This is a genomic window from Marinobacter sp. LV10R510-11A (assembly GCF_900215155.1).
In the GTDB taxonomy this organism is placed as follows: domain Bacteria; phylum Pseudomonadota; class Gammaproteobacteria; order Pseudomonadales; family Oleiphilaceae; genus Marinobacter.
The window spans coordinates 1157122-1175688 of record NZ_LT907980.1 but is presented as its reverse complement, the minus strand read 5'-3'; the positions used below and the strand labels follow the sequence as shown (position 1 = coordinate 1175688).

The 18567-nt window shown below is 53.1% G+C and carries 15 protein-coding genes; 7 read left to right on the top strand and 8 right to left on the bottom strand.

Annotated elements, in window-relative coordinates; translation table 11 throughout:
* The first annotated feature begins 1 nt into the window (after position 1).
* From gspL to gorA, 4 genes are read left to right on the top strand one after another with little or no spacing between them, the layout of a single operon-like run.
* Positions 2-1306, top strand: coding sequence for a type II secretion system protein GspL (gene gspL, locus CPH80_RS05685; RefSeq protein WP_096276007.1), 1305 nt, complete (start codon positions 2-4; stop codon positions 1304-1306).
* A gap of 4 nt (positions 1307-1310) precedes the next feature.
* Positions 1311-1841: a type II secretion system protein GspM gene (gene gspM, locus CPH80_RS05680; protein ID WP_096276006.1), complete on the top strand. Its 531-nt coding sequence runs from the start codon at positions 1311-1313 to the stop codon at positions 1839-1841.
* Positions 1842-1896: 55 nt separating this feature from the next.
* Positions 1897-2559 (top strand): GNAT family N-acetyltransferase, encoded by a 663-nt coding sequence (locus CPH80_RS05675; protein WP_096276005.1) that lies wholly within the window; start codon positions 1897-1899, stop codon positions 2557-2559.
* A gap of 26 nt (positions 2560-2585) precedes the next feature.
* Entirely contained in the window at positions 2586-3947 is a 1362-nt protein-coding gene (gene gorA / locus CPH80_RS05670; RefSeq protein WP_096276004.1) for a glutathione-disulfide reductase, read from the top strand.
* 47 nt (positions 3948-3994) lie between these two features.
* On the opposite strand, the gene CPH80_RS05665 is transcribed toward gorA, so the two are convergent.
* The 3 genes from CPH80_RS05665 to CPH80_RS05655 all read right to left on the bottom strand — a co-directional run bounded on the left by CPH80_RS05665 (position 3995) and on the right by CPH80_RS05655 (position 9169).
* Complete coding sequence (locus tag CPH80_RS05665) at positions 3995-5944, bottom strand: ATP-binding protein (protein ID WP_096276003.1); 1950 nt, start codon at positions 5942-5944, stop codon at positions 3995-3997.
* Positions 5937-6827, bottom strand: coding sequence for an ABC transporter substrate-binding protein (locus tag CPH80_RS05660; RefSeq protein WP_143752967.1), 891 nt, complete (start codon positions 6825-6827; stop codon positions 5937-5939). Before CPH80_RS05660 ends, CPH80_RS05665 begins: the two co-directional genes overlap by 8 nt.
* Positions 6828-6958: 131 nt before the next feature.
* The gene (locus CPH80_RS05655; protein WP_096276001.1) at positions 6959-9169 is read right to left on the bottom strand and encodes a TonB-dependent receptor plug domain-containing protein; all 2211 of its coding nucleotides are present in this window, start codon (positions 9167-9169) and stop codon (positions 6959-6961) included.
* 132 nt (positions 9170-9301) lie between these two features.
* Between CPH80_RS05655 and CPH80_RS05650 the strand changes: the two genes are divergently transcribed.
* Positions 9302-9751, top strand: coding sequence for a hypothetical protein (locus CPH80_RS05650; RefSeq protein ID WP_096276000.1), 450 nt, complete (start codon positions 9302-9304; stop codon positions 9749-9751).
* A 33-nt stretch (positions 9752-9784) separates the two neighbouring features.
* Here the strand turns inward: CPH80_RS05650 and CPH80_RS05645 are convergent, their stop codons facing one another.
* The 4 genes from CPH80_RS05645 to CPH80_RS05630 all read right to left on the bottom strand — a co-directional run bounded on the left by CPH80_RS05645 (position 9785) and on the right by CPH80_RS05630 (position 14054).
* Positions 9785-10795 (bottom strand): bile acid:sodium symporter family protein, encoded by a 1011-nt coding sequence (locus tag CPH80_RS05645; RefSeq protein ID WP_096275999.1) that lies wholly within the window; start codon positions 10793-10795, stop codon positions 9785-9787.
* Between the two features lie 2 nt (positions 10796-10797).
* Positions 10798-11475 carry a FadR/GntR family transcriptional regulator gene (locus CPH80_RS05640; protein ID WP_096275998.1) on the bottom strand — a complete coding sequence of 226 codons (678 nt, stop codon included), beginning with the start codon at positions 11473-11475 and terminating at the stop codon, positions 10798-10800.
* 94 nt (positions 11476-11569) lie between these two features.
* Positions 11570-13051: a flavin-containing monooxygenase gene (locus CPH80_RS05635; RefSeq protein WP_096275997.1), complete on the bottom strand. Its 1482-nt coding sequence runs from the start codon at positions 13049-13051 to the stop codon at positions 11570-11572.
* A gap of 109 nt (positions 13052-13160) precedes the next feature.
* Entirely contained in the window at positions 13161-14054 is an 894-nt protein-coding gene (locus CPH80_RS05630; protein WP_096275996.1) for a LysR family transcriptional regulator, read from the bottom strand.
* A gap of 122 nt (positions 14055-14176) precedes the next feature.
* Between CPH80_RS05630 and CPH80_RS05625 the strand changes: the two genes are divergently transcribed.
* Positions 14177-15796, top strand: a complete 1620-nt coding sequence (locus tag CPH80_RS05625; RefSeq protein ID WP_096275995.1) for an NADH-quinone oxidoreductase subunit L — start codon at positions 14177-14179, stop codon at positions 15794-15796.
* Positions 15793-18219 (top strand): YbcC family protein, encoded by a 2427-nt coding sequence (locus CPH80_RS05620; protein WP_096275994.1) that lies wholly within the window; start codon positions 15793-15795, stop codon positions 18217-18219. Before CPH80_RS05625 ends, CPH80_RS05620 begins: the two co-directional genes overlap by 4 nt.
* Here CPH80_RS05620 and CPH80_RS05615 read toward each other — a convergent pair.
* Complete coding sequence (locus tag CPH80_RS05615; protein ID WP_096275993.1) at positions 18210-18482, bottom strand: YebG family protein; 273 nt, start codon at positions 18480-18482, stop codon at positions 18210-18212. The two genes, CPH80_RS05620 and CPH80_RS05615, sit on opposite strands and share 10 nt — an antisense overlap.
* Positions 18483-18567: the final 85 nt, after the last annotated feature.

Sequence of the window (18567 nt, the reverse complement as noted above, 5' to 3'; positions counted from 1 at the left end):
CATGTCTTATCGCCTTTATGTGCGACCCTTGCCTCCCTTTACGGACCCCGGAGAAAACCCGGATGACCGTCTGTTTAACTGGGTGCTTTACGATGCTGGCGGTGATGCCCAAGCTCAGGGTAGCAGTGATTTCCGTAGCACGATCGAGCAGACACTCAGCCAGAATGGGCTTGAAGATGTGCTGCTAGTGGGCCTTATTCCGGGTGATGAAGCCCTGTTCTGTGTGGCCGACATTCCCGCAAAACAAAGCCGTTTTATAAACCAGGCTTTGCCTTACGCGGTTGAGGAGCAGATTGCCCAGGATATAGACAGCGTTCATCTTGCGCTCGGCCTCCATACGCAAGAGGGGTATCGAGTTGCTGCCGTAGATCGAGACCGGATGGCGCAATGGCTTGAGTTGTTCCGTGATTGGTCCCACGCCAGACTAGACGCCATTTACCCGGATGCTTCACTGCTTCCTATGACGGAAGGCGGGTGGTCGGTCTGTCTGGATGGCGAATCTGCCATGATGGCCAGTGACCGCGGCGAATGGCTGAGCATGCAGTCCGCAAACCTGGGAATGTTTGCACATACCATGGCTATGCCGCCTTCGGAGGACGTGGTGGCTGAAGTCCCCGTGGTGATTTACGCAACTGAAAGTGAATTTGAAGAGCAGCAGACCCTACTTGGTGAACTTATGGTGCCGGGCCGGCTTTCTGTTCGCCAAGAATCTCTGGAGCTTATGCCGCTGGAGCTGTTGGCCCATGCTCACTATCACCATCTTTGCCATCCTATCAATCTGTGCCAGCGTGATTTCTCGGTTAAAGGAGGTAAGGCAAGCCCCCTGAAACCTTGGAAGCCACTGATCGCTGTGGCTGCTGTCTGGTTTGTGGTGCAGGTAACGCTGGAAGCCGGAATGGGCCTTTATTACCAACAACAGGCCGAGGATATGCGGCAACAGGCCATGACGGTATACCGCGACGCCTTCCCCAACGATCGCAAAGCCCATGCCGGTAACGTAAAACGGGTGATTGAAGGGCAGCTGCGCATTGCAGGCTCTGATGGGCCTGATGTGGATTTTGTTACACTGATGAAATACACCGGCCAGCAATACTCAAGCGTGGCGAGTACAGGCTCGGTCACGTTTAACTCCATCAATTACAGCCAATCTCGCGGTGAGTTGGTGGTCGATGTACGTGCAGAAAGCTACGACCGTCTAAGCACTTTACGCAACGGCTTAGCGGGTCAAGGGCTAGATGCGAAAATTGGCTCAGTTGTTAACGAAGCCAGCGGTGCTCGTGGCCGCCTAACGGTATCCGGAGGTTAGGGCCATGTTGACGAAACTGAAAGAGCAACCGTCGGTTGGAAAGCTGATTGCACAGTATGACCAGCTCCCTAAGCGCGACCAGCAGGCACTCACGGTGCTGGCTATTGCCGTACTTCTCGGGATTCTCTATTTCGTGGTGTGGAGCCCAGTTGCGAGTTTTCACGATCAGGCTGCTGCAAGCAAAGAAAACGCCTCAGAACTGGTGGCTTGGATGCAATCCAACGAGCCGGCTATTCGTCGCCTGGGTAGCAGTGGAGCAGGGACGGCAGCTACATCAGCAGATGTCCCCGCCGATGGCCGTGCACTAATGGGCTTGGTAACTCGCTCTGCAAGGGAATCTGGCCTTACGCTGCAGCGTTTTGAACCCAGCGGTGAGAGTGCCATCCGGGTATGGCTGGAAGCGGTTCCATATTCAGAGGTTGCAGCTTGGCTTGAAATGCTCAATGGTAAGCATGGTGTGGTGATTGATCAGGCCGCGTTGGATCGCTCCGGCGAACCCGGCCGGGTATCTGTCCGGTTAACACTGGCAATCTGATTCGGACTAACTGGGTTCCGGAGTGGTCTCTCCGGACAGCGGCAGGAGCGAAAGCATGAGTACCGACAGTGATAACAAACCAGAACCGGTTATTGTCCGGTTGGACATCAGTGCTTTAAATGAAGCCAGATCGATTCTGTATGACGCCTACCGGAACGAGCCAACGTTTCAACACCTGTTCAATCACCGAAAACCCGGCTACAGCCAGCGTGTCCGGGCCACTCTACGTGAACTGGTTGACCTCTACTTTGCCCTTGATCAGGAAGCGGTTGGCGTGATGGTTGATGATTCGTTGGTTGCTGTGGCGTTCATCGGCGATCCGGATCTTCGTCTGAATTTGGCGGATCAGCTCAGCTGGAAAATTCGCATGGTGCTGACAGCAGGCTTTGCCTCTACCCGCCGTTATCTGGATTATCATGAGAAAATACGTGCAATGCTGCCTCAGCCACTTGCACACCAGTTGCCATTGATGGGGGTTAACCCCAAATACCAAAACCGTGGTTACGGTCGGCACCTGCTAAAAGCTGTTCAGCGGCTCTGTGAAGACAACCCGCGGGGAACCGGGCTGGTTTTGGATACAGGTAACAGCCGCTATCTGCCATTTTATGAATCGGAAGGCTTCCGTAGCCTTGGAAAAATTCGCCTCGGTGGTTTCGAGGATCACATACTGTTCCGCGAAATTCACCCAGAAGCCAAGGCAAACGCAAATCAAAATTAACGTTGTAACAAGCAACAGGAGACTCTGTGTCTGACAGCCAGGATTATGATCTGATTGTTATTGGTGCCGGTTCCGGTGGTGTGCGCTTGGCGCGTATGTCTGCTGGGCGTGGCGCCCGGGTAGCGGTTATTGAATCCCGCTATCTTGGTGGTACCTGCGTTAACGTTGGCTGTGTGCCCAAAAAACTGTTTGTTTACGGGGCGCATGTTAAAGACGAACTGGAAGACGCAGCAGGTTATGGCTGGAATGTACCCATGGACGGTGTCAGCTTCGACTGGCCCACGCTTGTCGCCAATAAAAATACCGAAATAGAAAGGCTCAACGGTATTTATGGGCGCTTGCTCGAGAACGCTGGCGTGACCGTTATTGAAGGCACGGCATCCATAAAGGATCCGAGTACGATTGTTGTGGGCGATAAGGAATACACAACCGCCCACATAACCGTAGCGACCGGAAGCTGGCCAGTGATTCCGGACATTCCGGGCAAGGAGTGCATTCTCACTTCAAATGAGATGTTTTATCTGCCTCAGCTGCCTAAGCAGGCGGTGGTATGGGGTGGTGGTTATATTGCGGTAGAGTTCGCCGGCATTCTGGCCGGCCTTGGTGTGGAAACCACCATGCTGTACAGAGGCGATCTTTTCCTTCGCGGTTTTGATGGTGATGTGCGCCGATTTGCCGAGCAGGAAATGCGGAAAAAAGGCGTGCGGTTGGAGTTTGGCGTAACGATTGAATCTGTGGAAGCTGAAAACTCCCACTACCGAGTCAAACTCAGTAATGGCGAGTTTATGGAGACCGGCCTTGTTATGGCGGCAACAGGCAGAAGGGCGCTAGTAGATGGCTTGGGCCTGACAGAACTGGGTATCGAGCTTAACGGGTCCGGGCATGTGGTGGTCGATGACTATTTCCAGACCTCAGTACCTTCAGTAACCGCTCTTGGCGATGTTATTGGTACGCCGCAGTTAACCCCGGTGGCACTCGCTCAAGCTATGGTGCTGTCCCGCAGGATGTTTGGAGATGGCGAGGGCGAGATGGATTACACCGCGATTCCTACCGCTGTGTTCTGTCAGCCCAACATTGGAACTGTGGGATTCACGGAAGAAGAAGCGCGGGAAGCCGGGCATACCCTGAGAATCTACCGCTCTGAGTTTCGGCCTATGAAGTATATTCTGAGCGGCCGCGATGAACGCTGCCTGATGAAGCTTGTGGTCGATGACGTAACAGACCGAGTGCTTGGCGCGCACATGGTTGGCCCGGATGCTGGTGAGATAACTCAGGGGCTTGCCGTGGCTATTAAGGCCGGTGCAACCAAGGCCCAGTTTGATTCCACCATGGGCATACACCCAACGTCTGCAGAAGAGTTTGTCACCATGCGTGAGCCTGTGGCCTGATCAAAACAGGAGCCCAGGGAAGGGCTCAGGTTTGTATTAGCGCTTTATCAGCTTGTCGGCAGCTTCACCCAACGCTCCATAACGTCCCGTAGGTTTTGCTTTCGCACCGGCTTGGAAAGGTAGTCGTCCATGCCACTTTCGAGACAGTTGTGCTCTGTGCTGGGCAGTACATCCGCAGTCAATGCGATGACCGGCGTTCTCTCCAGGCCGTTGCTAACTTCCCACTCACGGATATAGCGCGTTGTTTCATAACCATCCATGATCGGCATCTGGCAGTCCATAAGAATCGCATCATAACCCTGATGACCGCTGCGCACTTTGTCCAAGGCTTCCTTACCGTTTGTAACGGCATCCGTATGGAAACCAAGTCGGTTTAATAGTGCAACTGCAACACGTTGATTTACCGGGTTGTCTTCCACAACCAGAGCTCGCATAGAGAGGGGTAACTCGGTCTGCAGGGTTGCTTCAGACGCCGCAGGTGTTTCTACCGGAGATGCCAATTCAATAGGCAGTTCAAAGCGGAATGACGAGCCTTTTCCGGGGTCTGTGTCCACCTGAATATGCCCACCCAAAAGCTCAACTAGCCTCTGTACCAGGGACAACCCCATGCCAGCACCGCCAAAGCTTCGGGTATCACCCGTGTCCAGTTGTTCAAATGAGCTGAAAATATCCGTGATTCGTTCATGGGGAATACCGTTCCCAGAATCGCTTACAGAGCAGTTGAGAATAATGCAGCCATCTTCAACACCAAAACATCCAACCTGAACATTCACAAAGCCATCGCTGGTGAACTTGATCGCGTTATCAAGCAAGCAGGCAAGGATCTGCCGGATCCTGGGGGCATCGCCGGTCACCAAGGGCGTTTCTGGCCAGTCGCCGTAGAAGTTAAGTGTTAGAGCCAATCCTTGTTCTTCAGCCACATGCCGGTAAGACGCCACGCAGTTTGTAATGAGTGTGTGAATATTGAACATCTGCTGTTCCAGAACGAAAGCGCCGCTCTCCATTCGGGAATAATCCAGAATGTCGCTGATGACCGTAAGAAGATCTTCGGTGGATTGCCGGGCAGTGTGCAGATAATCCCGTTGCCTTAAGCTCAGCGTTTCTTCCTGAACCAGGTCAACCATACCCAGTACACCGTTTAGCGGTGTGCGTAATTCATGGCTCATGGTCGCCAAAAACTCTGATTTGGCATGGCTTGCCGATTCAGCCTTCTCCCGCGCATGCTCCGAGGCGGCCAGTGTTTGGTCCCGTGATGATTTCAGTGTGCCAAGATGCTCGGCCAATTCATTAAGCTGTTGTTCAATGGCGATAATTTCCCGAGAGTTGCTTTTCCTATTCACTTTGGCAGTTCGGTAATCTCTTTCAATCAGGCGGCTGATGCGCCCGGACATTTGATTGATGGGTGAGAGAATCGCGTTTAACGTATGACTGATCACCAGAATAGTAAACACCAACAACGAGAGCCCCACCGCAACAGACGACCAGAGTATGTCGGTACGCCGCGCTTCCAGAACCCTATCACTAACCCCAACCTCAACAGTTCCGACTCGCAGAGCGACTGATGCGAAACCGTATTCTGGCTCAAACCAAAGGGTTTCCCGGTCAGTTTCAAACTCTAGCGGCTTTTGGAGGATCTCTGCCGCGTAGATTTTAAAGTCATTTGGTGGGTGCTTTGCTTGGCTGTTGTCATGGTTTGCGAGACCAATTTGCTCACCCACCACATCCGTTACGCGTATCCAGTCGGCTTTGCTGTGCTGGATAGACTGCGAGAGTATTTCCTGTAGTGCCAGCGTGTTGCCAGATACAACCGCATACTCAAGTGAAGGTGCCAGGCTGTCCGCCAACAACTGACTGCTGTCAGAAAGGCCACGCCTGGCATCGTCAAGGCGCGCAGAGGTGAAAAACCCCATCAACGTAATAAACATCACAATGGCCGGTAATGCGCCCAGCAGCAAAAGCTTCCGTGATAGTGGCGTGCCGACGGAATGGTTACTCATCGCCTTGCCCTCTTTGGTCCATTAACCGCAGTTCCACAGCCTGAATGATTTGCTCAGGGGGAGCCAAGGGGATGTTCAACGAACGGGCGACCTGTTGATTGATCTTCACCCGAAAAATAGCCGGATAACCCGGCTCCGGAAACATGCCGGTTTCAAAAAATGCCTGAAGATACAGGGCGGCCATCTCGGCCATCACGGGAAAAGGTGCATAACCCGATGCCAGAGCACCGGCTTTCACATAAGCTTGGCTTGGACCTATGACAATTTTGTTTCTGCGATAGGCGGTCAGAAGAATGTGTTTTATGGTTCTGGGGTTGTAAATAGCGTTATCTGGCGCAGCCAGTAAAAAGTCACCGTAGCTCAGTGCCCTGATGAGTGTGGGGATGAGTTGTTTATCGTCATCCACAACAAAGAGCCGTGCCTCGAGATTGTGTTCCGGAAGCTGGTCAATGAGCGTTTCGTATAGCTCAGCAGTACTTGTGGTGGCAATCAATGCGATCCGAGACGCCTGGGGGAGAATGGCTTTTCCGATCAAGGCCTGCCGAATAAGCGGAACCCCGTGATAGATACCCGAAATTCGGCCCGATGAGCGGCGAGCGAAACCCTCTATAAAATCCTGCTCCACCAGCAGAGCAAGTATGGGTGCATTACGGTTGGCCTGACGAACACGGGAAAACGCGCCGGAACCAATTGTGACTATGGGCGCGTCTTCGGCAAAGGCCGCCTGTACATCCGAGATGAGTATTAGGTCTCGGTGGCTTTCCAGCTTTTTCTCAAGGAGGCTTTGTATATGCTGGTCTAGGGCAATGTTGCCCGAACCAGACAGATAGACAGGAGAGCGATCATTTTCTTGGGCGAGGGCAAAGGATGTGCTCCCGAGCATGAGCGCCGCCACCGCAGTGCAGAGGAGTGCAGCTGTCGTCAGCAGTTTTATCGCTGTCGTCGCCCAACTCCTTAAAAAACGCACATTTTTGTTCATACCATCCCGGGCCAGAAACATTCCCTGAGTAGTGATCAGAAGCGGATGCCCGCTTCAACGAAGAGTTGGTTTTGATCTGCAATATTGTTGGCACGGCTCATATCCGGCTCTTCATTTATGTAGTGCTGCATGGTCAGAGCGAGTTCTGCTGAATAGCGCGGCTGATAAATTCGTTTTGCCAAGCGGAAATCGATGCGCTCAAACCGCGAGTTTCGAAACTTATCTGCCCAGTAGTATGCTGTAGAACCCCTAATGCCAAATGGCAGATCCTGGATGAATGCCAGGCTACCCGAATGCCTTGCTGACATGCGGCCAAGCAAGTCAACGGTATATTGTTGTCGGTTGCTATCGAGGTTGCCATTTTCATCACGAATGACAGGGCCGGTGTACCAACCATCCTGATCGAGGTAGCCATAACTTGCCCTGAGCGTGGTTCCGGGGAATTCAAGAGTAGCCTCAATCTCAACGCCCTCTTGGTCGAGACCTACGTTGTTATCAATGGTCCAGTCCTTAAACTGGATGACACCACTGACCATATCCCGGAGTCTATCTTTAAATAAACGAACTTCTAGAGACAGGTGACCTACATCCATAGGAAACAGACCAAAGTAACTGATTTCTCTTGAAGTTATGGTTTCTTCTTTGAGTGTTTTCCCTAGTGTCACATAGGATGTATGCTTCCAAACATCGGTACTGTTGACGCGGTACCCTTCATACTCGGCATGCTTGGCAGGCTCGACATTCCTTAGTGTATATCCATAATCCGGGCTTTGCTCAAACCCGTCAGGTGTACGTACTGCTTTTGAGTAGACAAACCTGAGTGCATGGTTGTTGCTCAGAGTGAAGTTTGCAGCAACACGGGGTGAGAAATAGCCTTCATCGGTGGTTGTTGTGCGCTCCCAGTTGCCGCCACCGTTCACGGTAAGCCAGCTGATTGGGGTGTATTCCAGATTACCGAACACTCGTGACTGGTAAATGTTACCTCGACCGTTAAAGAAAGTTTCAGAGCGGTAGGTGTCCTTGCGGAAGCCCAGGCCTGTGACCAGCTTCAGATCATCATTAAATAAAAGGGTATCTTGAAGCTCTAACTCTAACCGGGAGTCTTCAGCGTCAGAGTTAATGTCAGCGGTTAGTGGAATCCCCCCTGGGGGCGGGTTCTCGGGGAAGCACAGCCCTCTGTTCGCCTTTAGATATAGCAGATCACCATTTGCCAGGCAGTCAACCGCAGTTTCTGGTAACTCAATAGACCAGCTCTGCCTGCGATTATAGTTACTAAAGCTCGCTTGGATGTGAAAGAAGTGCTTTTCTGAAGTCGTAAAGTTGAGCTGTGTTTGCAAGTAATAATCCCGGAGATCGATGTCTGGATGCCCGGTGGCACCAAACTCTCCGCTTCTGTCAGTGTCTTGTTCATTCAATCCATCAACGACACCGACTCGAATATCAGCATTGAACCCGGAATTTACTTTTAAGCGGGAAGAATAATTAAACGAGTTGATATTGTGGCCGTCATGAAAGGGTACGCGCTCATCCCCATCAGGTACGTAGTCAAACCCGCCAAATTTTCGCTTCTCATAAGCCAGTCGCCAGTCGTAACCTTCACTGGCATTGCCTACTGAAGCAAAGGTGCGGATGTAGTTTCTGGAGCCTCGAACAACTCGAACCTCTGCACCGGCGGTGTCTGCAGGGTTGCGGGTAATGATGTTGATTGTTCCCAGGAAGGCATTCATGCCATAGGCAGCTGAGTTTGGCCCTCGGCTTACTTCGATTCTTTCAATGATTTCCATGGGGACCGGCATGGTTTGCCAGTCCATATCAGAAAGGGTGGCGCGGTGTGCTGTACGGCCATCAACCAAAACCTGCATGCGCCGTTGTTCATAGTGCACTGTGCCGTGATAGGTTGTGACCGGCGTGTTGCTGCCAACCTCAGCCACGACCATGCCTGGAACCAAGCGGAAGACCTCAACCAAGCTCATAATGCCCAAATCGCGGATCATCTCGCCATCGATTACGGTGGTGGTTCCGGGGACTCGTGTTTTAGGCTGGCGTAGCCGGGTTGTTGTCAGCACCTCCGGTATCTCGTCGCTGAATCCATAGAAGCCGATTTCTTCGGAATCGTCGGAAAGAGGCTGTGCAGCGGCTAGTGCTGGGCTTAACAACAGAGAAACCAGCAGCGCTGTCGCTGCAGAACTGGTCGAGCAGCGCGCTGAGGGCAATAACATGTGATCTTTGAGATTCGTAACGCACATGGTTGTCGTTCTATAATCTGCCGAGTTGAAGGGCGAAGCCGTAGTTTCTTGTATTTTTCACTATCGTATTTGACTACACGCCATTTGTCTCTCAAAAACGTAATGAATCTATAGGGTGGGAGTAAGCCTGGTATGAATGACAGTGAAATTGATCGGGAGCTAGACGCCTCAGAGGGTCAGGTTGTCCGTGAGGTAATGATTCAGGTCAGGGCGCTGCTGAACGATTCCGGCAGAAGCCGGGATGCGGGTATATGGAAGGCCATACTGTGTGAGCCACCGGCGGATGAAATACCTCTGCGCCAAGAAATTGGGCGACAACTAGAGCCACAGCTCCGGCCCATGGCCGAAAACGGCAGCTTTCCACCACCGGTTGTTGCCTTTTTGGGTGAGTGGTTTGATTGGCAAAGCCTTCAGGATGTATTGGCTCAAGAGGATGAACGTGGCTATCCGGAGCCAGATGTGGCCGAGGAGAATCCGGATTCAGAGCCTCCGCAAATAGTGAGTTTTTGGCCGGCAGTGATCGGTTGGATTATCGGATTGGTGGTACTCGCCACTCTATTCGGCGGAATGGGTGGCGGCTAAAGCCACCCATTCCTACCATCGTATATCGTCCCCTCACTGTGCTTCTGGCTCTTCTTCTGCCGCGGATTTGGATTCAGCGATTTTATCGCGATACTTCTGAGCCAGAATAGCACCGAGAATTATTTGAGTTTGGTTGTAACACATGATCGGCAAAACGATCATGCCAAACCCTGGGTGCCCAGAAAACAACACTTTTGCCATGGGCAACCCGGAGGCTAGGCTCTTTTTAGAGCCACAGAAGACAACCGCTGCTTCATCTTCCAGACTGAACCCGAAACGTCGCACCAGAAACCTCGCAAAAAACATAAACAATGCCAAAAGCCCGATGCATAGCAGTATCGTAAGAACAATGGCTTTTACCGGCAGGTTTTGCCAGAGACCGCTTTCTACCGAATGCGAGAAGGCGGAATACACGATCAGCCAAATAACACATTTATCGTATCGCGCCATAAGGCTTTCATTGCGCGCCAGGTAGCCTCCCAAAATAGGGCGCATGGCGTGGCCCATCGCAAACGGCAACAGCAGCTGCAAAACAATGTCTTTCAGGGCTTCGCCCACTGCAAAATCCCCGCTACCGGCTGAGCTGACAAGCAGTAACAGCAAGAAGGGGGTCAACATCATGCCAAACACATTAGATGCGGCGGCACTGCAGATCGCCGCAGGTACGTTGCCCCGCGCCATGGCGGTATAGGCAATGGACGAGGATACCGCGGAAGGCAATACTCCCAGGTACAGGAAGCCAAGCCCCAGATCGGCAGGCATCCAGGATGGTGCAAAATTGCTTAGACCGTTAATAGGAATGACAACAAGCGGGAAGAAACCGAACGTGAGCGAGGTGATCAATATATGCAACCGCCAGTGGGATGCACCGGCAACGATCTGCTCCCGCGACAGCGCTGCACCGTGGAAGAAGAAGAGTAGGGCGACGGCTACCGTTCCGGCCGTTGCCAACAAGTCTCCGGCAGCGCCGGTAGCTGGCATAAAGGAAGCCAGGGCAATTGCGCCAAGTAGCAAAAGGGTAAAAATGTCTGGCCTGAACTTCATAGTTACGAACCTCGCTTCCGAAGTGCCTTAAGGCTGGGAGCAAGGAGATCTTGGGCAAGCTTTTCGGCTTTAACTGAATCTTGGCGGCGGATTGCCGCCAGCAGCAGTTCGTGATCCTCCTGCGAGGGCTCCGGCAAGTCTGCGTCGCTTTCCGTGCGTTCAATGGTTTGGGTAATGGCGTGAGAGAAGTAATCGTAAAGCTCCGCAAGCGCCGAGTTATGAGACGCGGCCACCAGCGCATGGTGAAAGGACTCATCGTGACGAATACGCGTCGCGAGGTCTGCATCCGCTTTGCCTCTCGCATCCAGTGCCGCGGTCATGGTGCGAAGATCTTGCTCGGTGCGCCGTTGCGCCGCCAGCTTTGCTGCTTCGGTTTCCAACATAATTCGCACCTCCAGTTGGTCCTTTAACTGGGTTCGGGCGATGCGCTTGAGGGTTTCACCCGCATCGCGTGTGGCTCTTACATAGGTGCCGTCTCCCTGCCGGGTTTCCAACATCCCTACGTGGGCGAGTACTCGCACGGCTTCGCGTACGGTGTTGCGGCTTACCCCCAGGGCTTCTGAGAGCTCCGATTCCACCGGTAGCTTGTCGCCCACCAACCACTGTTCTTTTTCAATGGCGTGTCTCAGGCTTTCTATGGCGGTTTCCACCAGAGAGCCTTTCTGAATTCTTTGCAGCATTGACCTATCATCCGTTTACCTGATCATCCAATCATCCTATGAATTTATGCTGGATGCAAACCCTGTGGTTGGTCAAAGAGCAGAACTTAGGGAATTACCCGGCAGGTTCGAGGAACTGATAGTCCGCTGTATCCACGTCGCGTGTGGAAAAGCGATAGGAGAAGGTAAAACCAGGCCAGTTAAGGGTGTTTTTGCCGTTGGCATCGAGGTACCAAGATGAGCACCCAGAGCTCCACACGCTGCCTTCAAGCCCCTCCTGAACCTCACTGGAGTAACGTTCCAAGCGTTCTTTGCGAACATCCATGGCGGCGCCAGGGTGCTTTTTCAGCGCGTTCAGGCAGCCGAGCACATATTGGAATTGCGATTCCAGCATGTAGAGAATTGAGTTGTGCGCCAGGTTGGTATTGGGGCCATAGAGTATAAACAGGTTGGGGAAGCCGGAGACGGTAATCCCTTTGAAGGCAGCGGCGCCATCCTTCCAAGCCTCGTTCAACGTTAAGCCTTCGCGCCCAATTACACGCATGGGTGACAAAAACTCAGAAGCACGAAAGCCAGTACCAAAGATAATGGCGTCAACGGGATAGTGCTTGCCAGAACGTGTCTGAACGCCTTTGCTGTCGATTTTTTCAATCGGGTCCGAAACCAAATCCACGTTTGAGCGGTTTATGGCTGGGTACCAGTCGTTGGAAATCAGAATCCGCTTACAGCCAATCTGATAATCCGGAATGATGTGTTTGAGTTTTTCCGGATCGGTTACGTGTTTGCGAGCTTCGGTTTTAGCTTGCCGGGCAAAAATGTCCAGGAGGCCACTGAAACGAGTGAAGGCTAGGCCCCGGCTTTCGTTCTTCCAGTAGATCATGTAACGATAAAGCCTATCCCACGCTGGAATGGCTTTGAACAGGGTTTGCTCCCAACGTTTAAAGGGACGGTCTGGTTTCGGCAGAACCCAAGCGGCTGAGCGTTGAAACAGCGTGAGGGATTTCACCTTACCGGCAATCTCGGGCACAAACTGAATAGCGCTTGCTCCGGTACCAATTACAGCAACGCGCTTATCCTTCAGGTCGTAATCATGGTTCCAGCGTGCCGAGTGAAAGGCAGCGCCTTCAAAATCACCCATGCCCTCAATGTTGGGCCAGGCCGGCTGGTTCAGTTGCCCAGTTGCCGTGATGACCATTTGCGCTTCCAGCGTTTCACCGTTGGCAAGCGTTAGTGTCCAAAGGTTGCGGGCATCGTCGAACACCGCTTCAGCCACTTCACAGTTAAAACGGATTTGCTCCGCGAGTCCATATTTCTCAACGCAGTGTTCCATGTAGCCGAGGAGTTCGTGCTGCAGCCCGAACTTGCGGGACCAATCGTGCTTTGGCTCGAAAGAATAGGAGTAAAAGTGCGACTGCACATCGCAGGCAGCGCCAGGGTAGGTGTTGTCTCGCCACGTGCCGCCAACGCGCCCGGCTTTTTCCAGCAAAGTGACGTTTCCGAAGCCGGCTTCCTTTAGCTGGATTGCCATACCTATGCCGCCAAATCCTGTTCCGATTATGACGATCGAGGGCTGCGCACTGCTGTTTTGCTGAGTCATACTTTGTGGTCCGACCTTATTATATTAATGACGACTTGTTCACTATACGTCTCCGCTGCCACCTGAGTCATGGCTGTTTACGCCAGAGTGACTGGTCAGAATGATCAACTCAGGGCCGCATCATAAAGTCCTCAACCGGCTGTGAAAGCAGCTCCCGCAAAGCAGGGCTTTCAAACTTACGCCGTATGCTGATGGCATAGAACTCCTCGTAGACTCCGGGCAGGGCTCCGTAATCAATAAGATCACCGTTTCTGAGCTCATCTCGCACCACCACCGGAGGTAAAACGGCAAAGTGCCCTGAATCCCGCGCTAGCAATCGCATCATGGCCATATCATCCACTTCGGCTACTAGCCTGGGGCGTACCTTGTGGTACTCACACAGCTGATCAAAGGCTTGCCGGATATTATTATCGGCGCCAGGAACGATCAAGCTACGCCCTTCGAGGAAATCTGGGAAGGTGACTTTCTGGCCGGATTCCGGCGGCCCAATGATGCTTACGGGCTGTTTTGAGATGAGCTTGGAGCGCCAAGGGTTTGCCTCGTCACCGCGCACGGGCTGATTGGAAAGAATCAGATCTAGCCTGTGGGCAGACAGCCGCCTAAGCAACTCGTTAATGTCACTACTTTGTAGGCTGAATTCAAGATTTTCCCGGCCCAGTAGCGGGTGAAGAAAAGCTTCCTGAAAATTTCTGGACAAAGTTGCCACGGCACCGATACGCAGCACCTCCCGGTTTACCTGCGCGCCGGAGGCAAACACAGCCGCAAGTTCTTCGCCTTGGCGAAATATTTCTTCCGCGTAGGAAAACGCCATTCTGCCCGCCTCGGATAGCTTGAGGCGGCGCCCCTCACGGATAAACAGATCGTGCCCAAGGCCGGCTTCCAGCTTTCGTATCTGCCCGGACAACGCTGATTGCGAAATATGCAGGGTATTCGCTGCACGGGTCAGGTGGCCGGTTCGGGCAACCATCCAGAAATAGTACAGGTGATGATAGTTAAGCTTCATGTTCGGGCTCTTTTAATCGTTCTTAAAAAGAGAACAGAAGGTTCAGTATAAACCATTTTTTATATCAGTCTAATCTCTGCAGAGTATGCGTGTCAGCACAGGGAAATCAGGAGAAAGACCCGATGCACGATCTCACTTTGTTTTTATCAACACTGGTATTGCTGGCTTGGTTGGTGGTTCCGGCGTCCCTGCTTGCACTTGCAGGTTTCAGTGCCTGGACTCGTAACCCGCTTAAGCAGAATCATTGCTGGCATCTGGCAGAAAAACTGCTGGTGTTTTCGATGGCTGCGACATGTCTGATTGCCGCTTTGTTGCTGGTTGACGTTCAGAGTAGTGTCACCACTAGTTCAATGGCTTTAGCAGGCCGTTGGTTGGGCCTTTACCCCGCCGGAGTTGCCGCGTGGATGGCTTTGATGGTGGGTTTTGTCGCCTGGGTCATTTTGCGTTTCTCGGAGCGTTACTTGCGTGGCGATCCTGGGCGTGAGCGCTTCTTGCCTTGGTTTCTCCTTACCATCGCCTGCGTGCTGGTTCTGGTTATGACCAATAACCTGCTGGTACTTGCCGGCGCATGGGTGGGTGTGAGCATTTCACTGCACCACCTGTTAACCCTTTACCCAGAAAGACCGCAGGCGCGAATGGCGGCGGTGCAGAAATTCATTGTAAGCCGTGCCGGGGACGCTCTCGTTGTGGGCGGTGTGCTCCTTCTGTATATCCATCATGGCACCTTCTACTTGCCGGAGATGATTCAGGCACAGAATGCGGCACCTTCCTCCTCAATAGCACTAACACTTGCGTCTGTTGCACTGGCGCTGGCCGCGATTCTTAAGTGTGCCCAGATGCCGTTTCACGGTTGGCTGTTACGGGTTATGGAGGCGCCGACTCCGGTGTCTGCGCTGCTGCATGCCGGTGTGATCAACCTGGGTGGGTTTCTCTGGTTAAGGCTGTTTCCGGTGTTTGATGGGTTCACTGCCGGGCATCTTATTCTGCTGACCATTGGTGGGCTCACTGCGGTTATCGCGGTGCTCACCATGATGACCCAGTATTCTGTTAAGCACGCACTGGCATGGTCTACCTGCGCACAAATGGGCTTCATGCTTTTTGAAATAGGCATGGGCGCCTACACATTGGCGCTTCTACACCTGCTGGCGCACTCGCTTTACAAAGCGCATTCGTTTCTTGCCTCTGGCCGAACCGTTAAAGCCTCTGCGGTTGGTATTTTCGCCCAACAACGTTCCCCGGTGGGGTTTCTCTGGGCGCTGTTAACCGGTGGTCTCTCAGCCGTCATTCTCTTGCTGGTTCCCGGCCTGGTGGAAGGCAACCTGGTGTTTGGTGCCTTACTGGTGCTGGCCGTTGCAAGTGCTGTTATCGCCGTGCCTGCCGGCGCGAGTGTGATATCAAAAGTGCGTATCGCATCCATGGCCCTCTTGCTGGTTCCCGCCTACGGCGTACTGCACGCCTTAGTCGGGCCGGCAGTACCGGAGCACGCAAACTTCGAGATCCCTGCTGTTGCATACGGCTTAGCATTGGCACTGATGATCGTGCTGGTAAGCATTTCGGCGCTGATCCTGCACGGTGGTCAGAGCAAGCTCTCCAGAAATCTCTGGAGGCACTTCAGTAAGGGGCTTTACCTTGAGCTGATGTTTGATCGGGTTACCCGCCACCTAGCGTCTGAAGCCATAAATGCTCCCGGCATGCTGAAAAGAATTCCCCATCATCCGTTTACTATGGAGAAGAGATCATGATGGATATACATGCATGGCAGAGCACTGTTACCCGCGCCTGTGGGTTGATAGCACCCATCTGGCCGTTGGATCGGTGGATTGCAGTAAACCCTTTTTGGGGCCTTCGTGATCAACCTATAAAAAGCGCTGAGCGCCTGTTGGAGCATAGGGCGGGGTTCTCCATCCTCATGCCGATAGCTTTTTACCGCGAGGCCTGGGAAGGCGGGAGAATTTCAGACTCGGATTTGAAGATCAGTCTGGAAGAAAGCGGCGTGCAGTCTGAGCTACAGCCACTTTTTGATGCACTGAAGAAAAAAGAGCAACCTGATGAATATTCCTACCACTCCATTCTGGATGTATTTCCGGTCAACTCGGAAGGCCTTAAAACCGCCGATGCGGTATGTGAAGAAATCGGCAGGCTGTGTGGCGCTTATTTTGACCGTCGCCAGGCCAGGTGGTCTTCGGCGGGAAGCCAGGACGGGCAGGGTGGTTTGTTCGAGTTCTGGCTTGAAGCGGCGCGACAAGACCTATCATTGAACTATAGGACGGGGATTTCCGGAGCCCGTGAAAAACTTAAAGCGTTGCCTAACGACCGGCTGAAAGCTATGGAGAAGGCCGTAAAACGGCTGAACCTGAATTCAAATGAGCTGGAAGCACTTTGTCATAGTTTGCTGATGCGTGTGCTCGGCTGGGCCTCGTGGAGCAGCGGTGTCGACTGGCGGGCAGGTCTTGCGGGTGAGGCGTCTGATACCTGTGAATCGTTGCTATCCATTTTACTGGTTTGGGAAGCTGTAGGTATGGAGTGCGCCTCTGCAGAACAAATAGGCGCAAGAGCTGAGGCTTGGGCGCACATTCGCCGGAACCCCGCCACAACCAGCCAAAACGGCGAACTGCTTTGGGTTTGGCAACGTGCGTATGAGATTGGCTACCAGAAGTCTCTCTGTAGAGCCTTGAATGGTGACCTTGATGGCGCTCTTAATTTTGACGCTGATATTCAGGCCGTTTTCTGCATCGATGTGCGCTCCGAAGTCATGAGGCGTCACCTGGAAAACCACAACCCGCGCATTTGCACGCTCGGTTTTGCCGGATTTTTTGGCTTGCCAATCTCGCATCAGAGCCATGGCCCGTTTTCGGAAGTTCAACGGCTACCCGGGCTGCTCGCACCTGCCTATAGGCTTGTTGATACCCAAGGCAGTTCTGAAGGCGATACCGCACTGAACCGCGCGCTGGATCAGCGTGAGATAACCCGCGAATCCGTGCGCAAAGCCAAATACAGCAGCCTTTCAACTTTCACACTGGTCGAAACAACTGGCCTGGCGTGGGCTTGGAAGTTACTAAAAGACAGCCTTCACCAGAAAAGGCCCCCTAAGCCCAGCGGTGCGGGCTCGATGGATGGCAAGTTGGTGCATCATCTGGACGGTGATCCTCTAGCGATACCAGAGAAGGTCAAACTGGTCGCTGGTTTCCTGAAGGGCATGTCGCTGACCTGTGATTTCGCGCCGTTGCTGGTATTTGTTGGCCACGGCACGCAAACAGACAACAACCCCAATCATGCGGGCATGGCTTGCGGCGCCTGTGGTGGCCAGAGTGGCGGAGTGAACGCGAGGCTGGCGGCTTCACTGTTCAACGAGTTACAGGTGCGCGAAGGGCTCGCAGAAGAGGGCATTCATGTACCGGGCGCAACCTTTGCTGTTGCAGCCGAACACTGCACCGTAACGGATGAAGTTACGCTGTTCGGGCGGGAGCAGGTTCCGGATTCCCATCAGGCGTTGCTGGCGGATCTGGAGGCCTCTTTCTTGATTGCCGGGCGTGAGGCGAGAAAGGAGAGAGCAACGCCCCTCAAACTGAACGGCTTAGATGACAAAGAACTGCTGGCCGCACTAAGGCAGCGGGCGCTGGACTGGTCAGAAGTCCGTCCAGAATGGGGGCTTGCAAATAATGCGGCGATTATTTTCGCCAAACGGGATCTAACCCGAGGTAAGGATCTTTCGGGCAGAGTGTTCCTGCACGACTACGATCCAGAACAAGATGCGCAAGGGCAGGTTCTGGAAGCGTTGATGTCGGCCCCCATGATGGTGGCGAACTGGATCAACCTTCAGTATTTCGCCTCGGTTACTGCGCCCGGCGTTTACGGTGCCGGCAACAAGCTGCTGCACTCAGTGGTTGGTGGCAACTTGGGCGTTATAGAAGGGAACGGAACAGATCTGCGTATTGGCCTGCCGCTGCAGTCCGTACACGATGGCACATACTGGCGCCATGAAGCGCTTCGACTCACCGTACTAATTGACGCCCCCCGGGAGCGTATTGAAGCCATTATTGAGCGCCAGCCCAATGTTGCACAGTTAGTCCAAAACCAGTGGTTATGGCTGCACAGAATACTGCCCGGGGGAAATCAGGAGCGGTTTGACAAGGGTATGTGGCATAGCTGCGTAGGCTATTCCTGAGCAGCGTTCAAAAGCTCCGGCTTTTTCAGGGCTTTCTGGAACAGATCTTTGTCCTCGGCGATGGCCATGGCGCACTTTTCGGCCATATCGTCGCCTAGGCCTTCAACTTTCCGAGCCAGGTAACCCTGAATTTCTTCCGCTAGTTCCAGTACTTTATCCCGGGCATCGGCGTCTGCTTTTGATGTGAAAAGCATGGTCTCAGGATTTTTTAATGCCATATCCAGGCCGTCCCTATCGGAAAAATAGACTGCTTGTACCGCCATGGTCATTCCTCGCAGTGATTGTCTGCTTTACTGTATAAAAACACAGTGTATCCGACTCTCACAAAGAAATATACCCAAGTGCAGC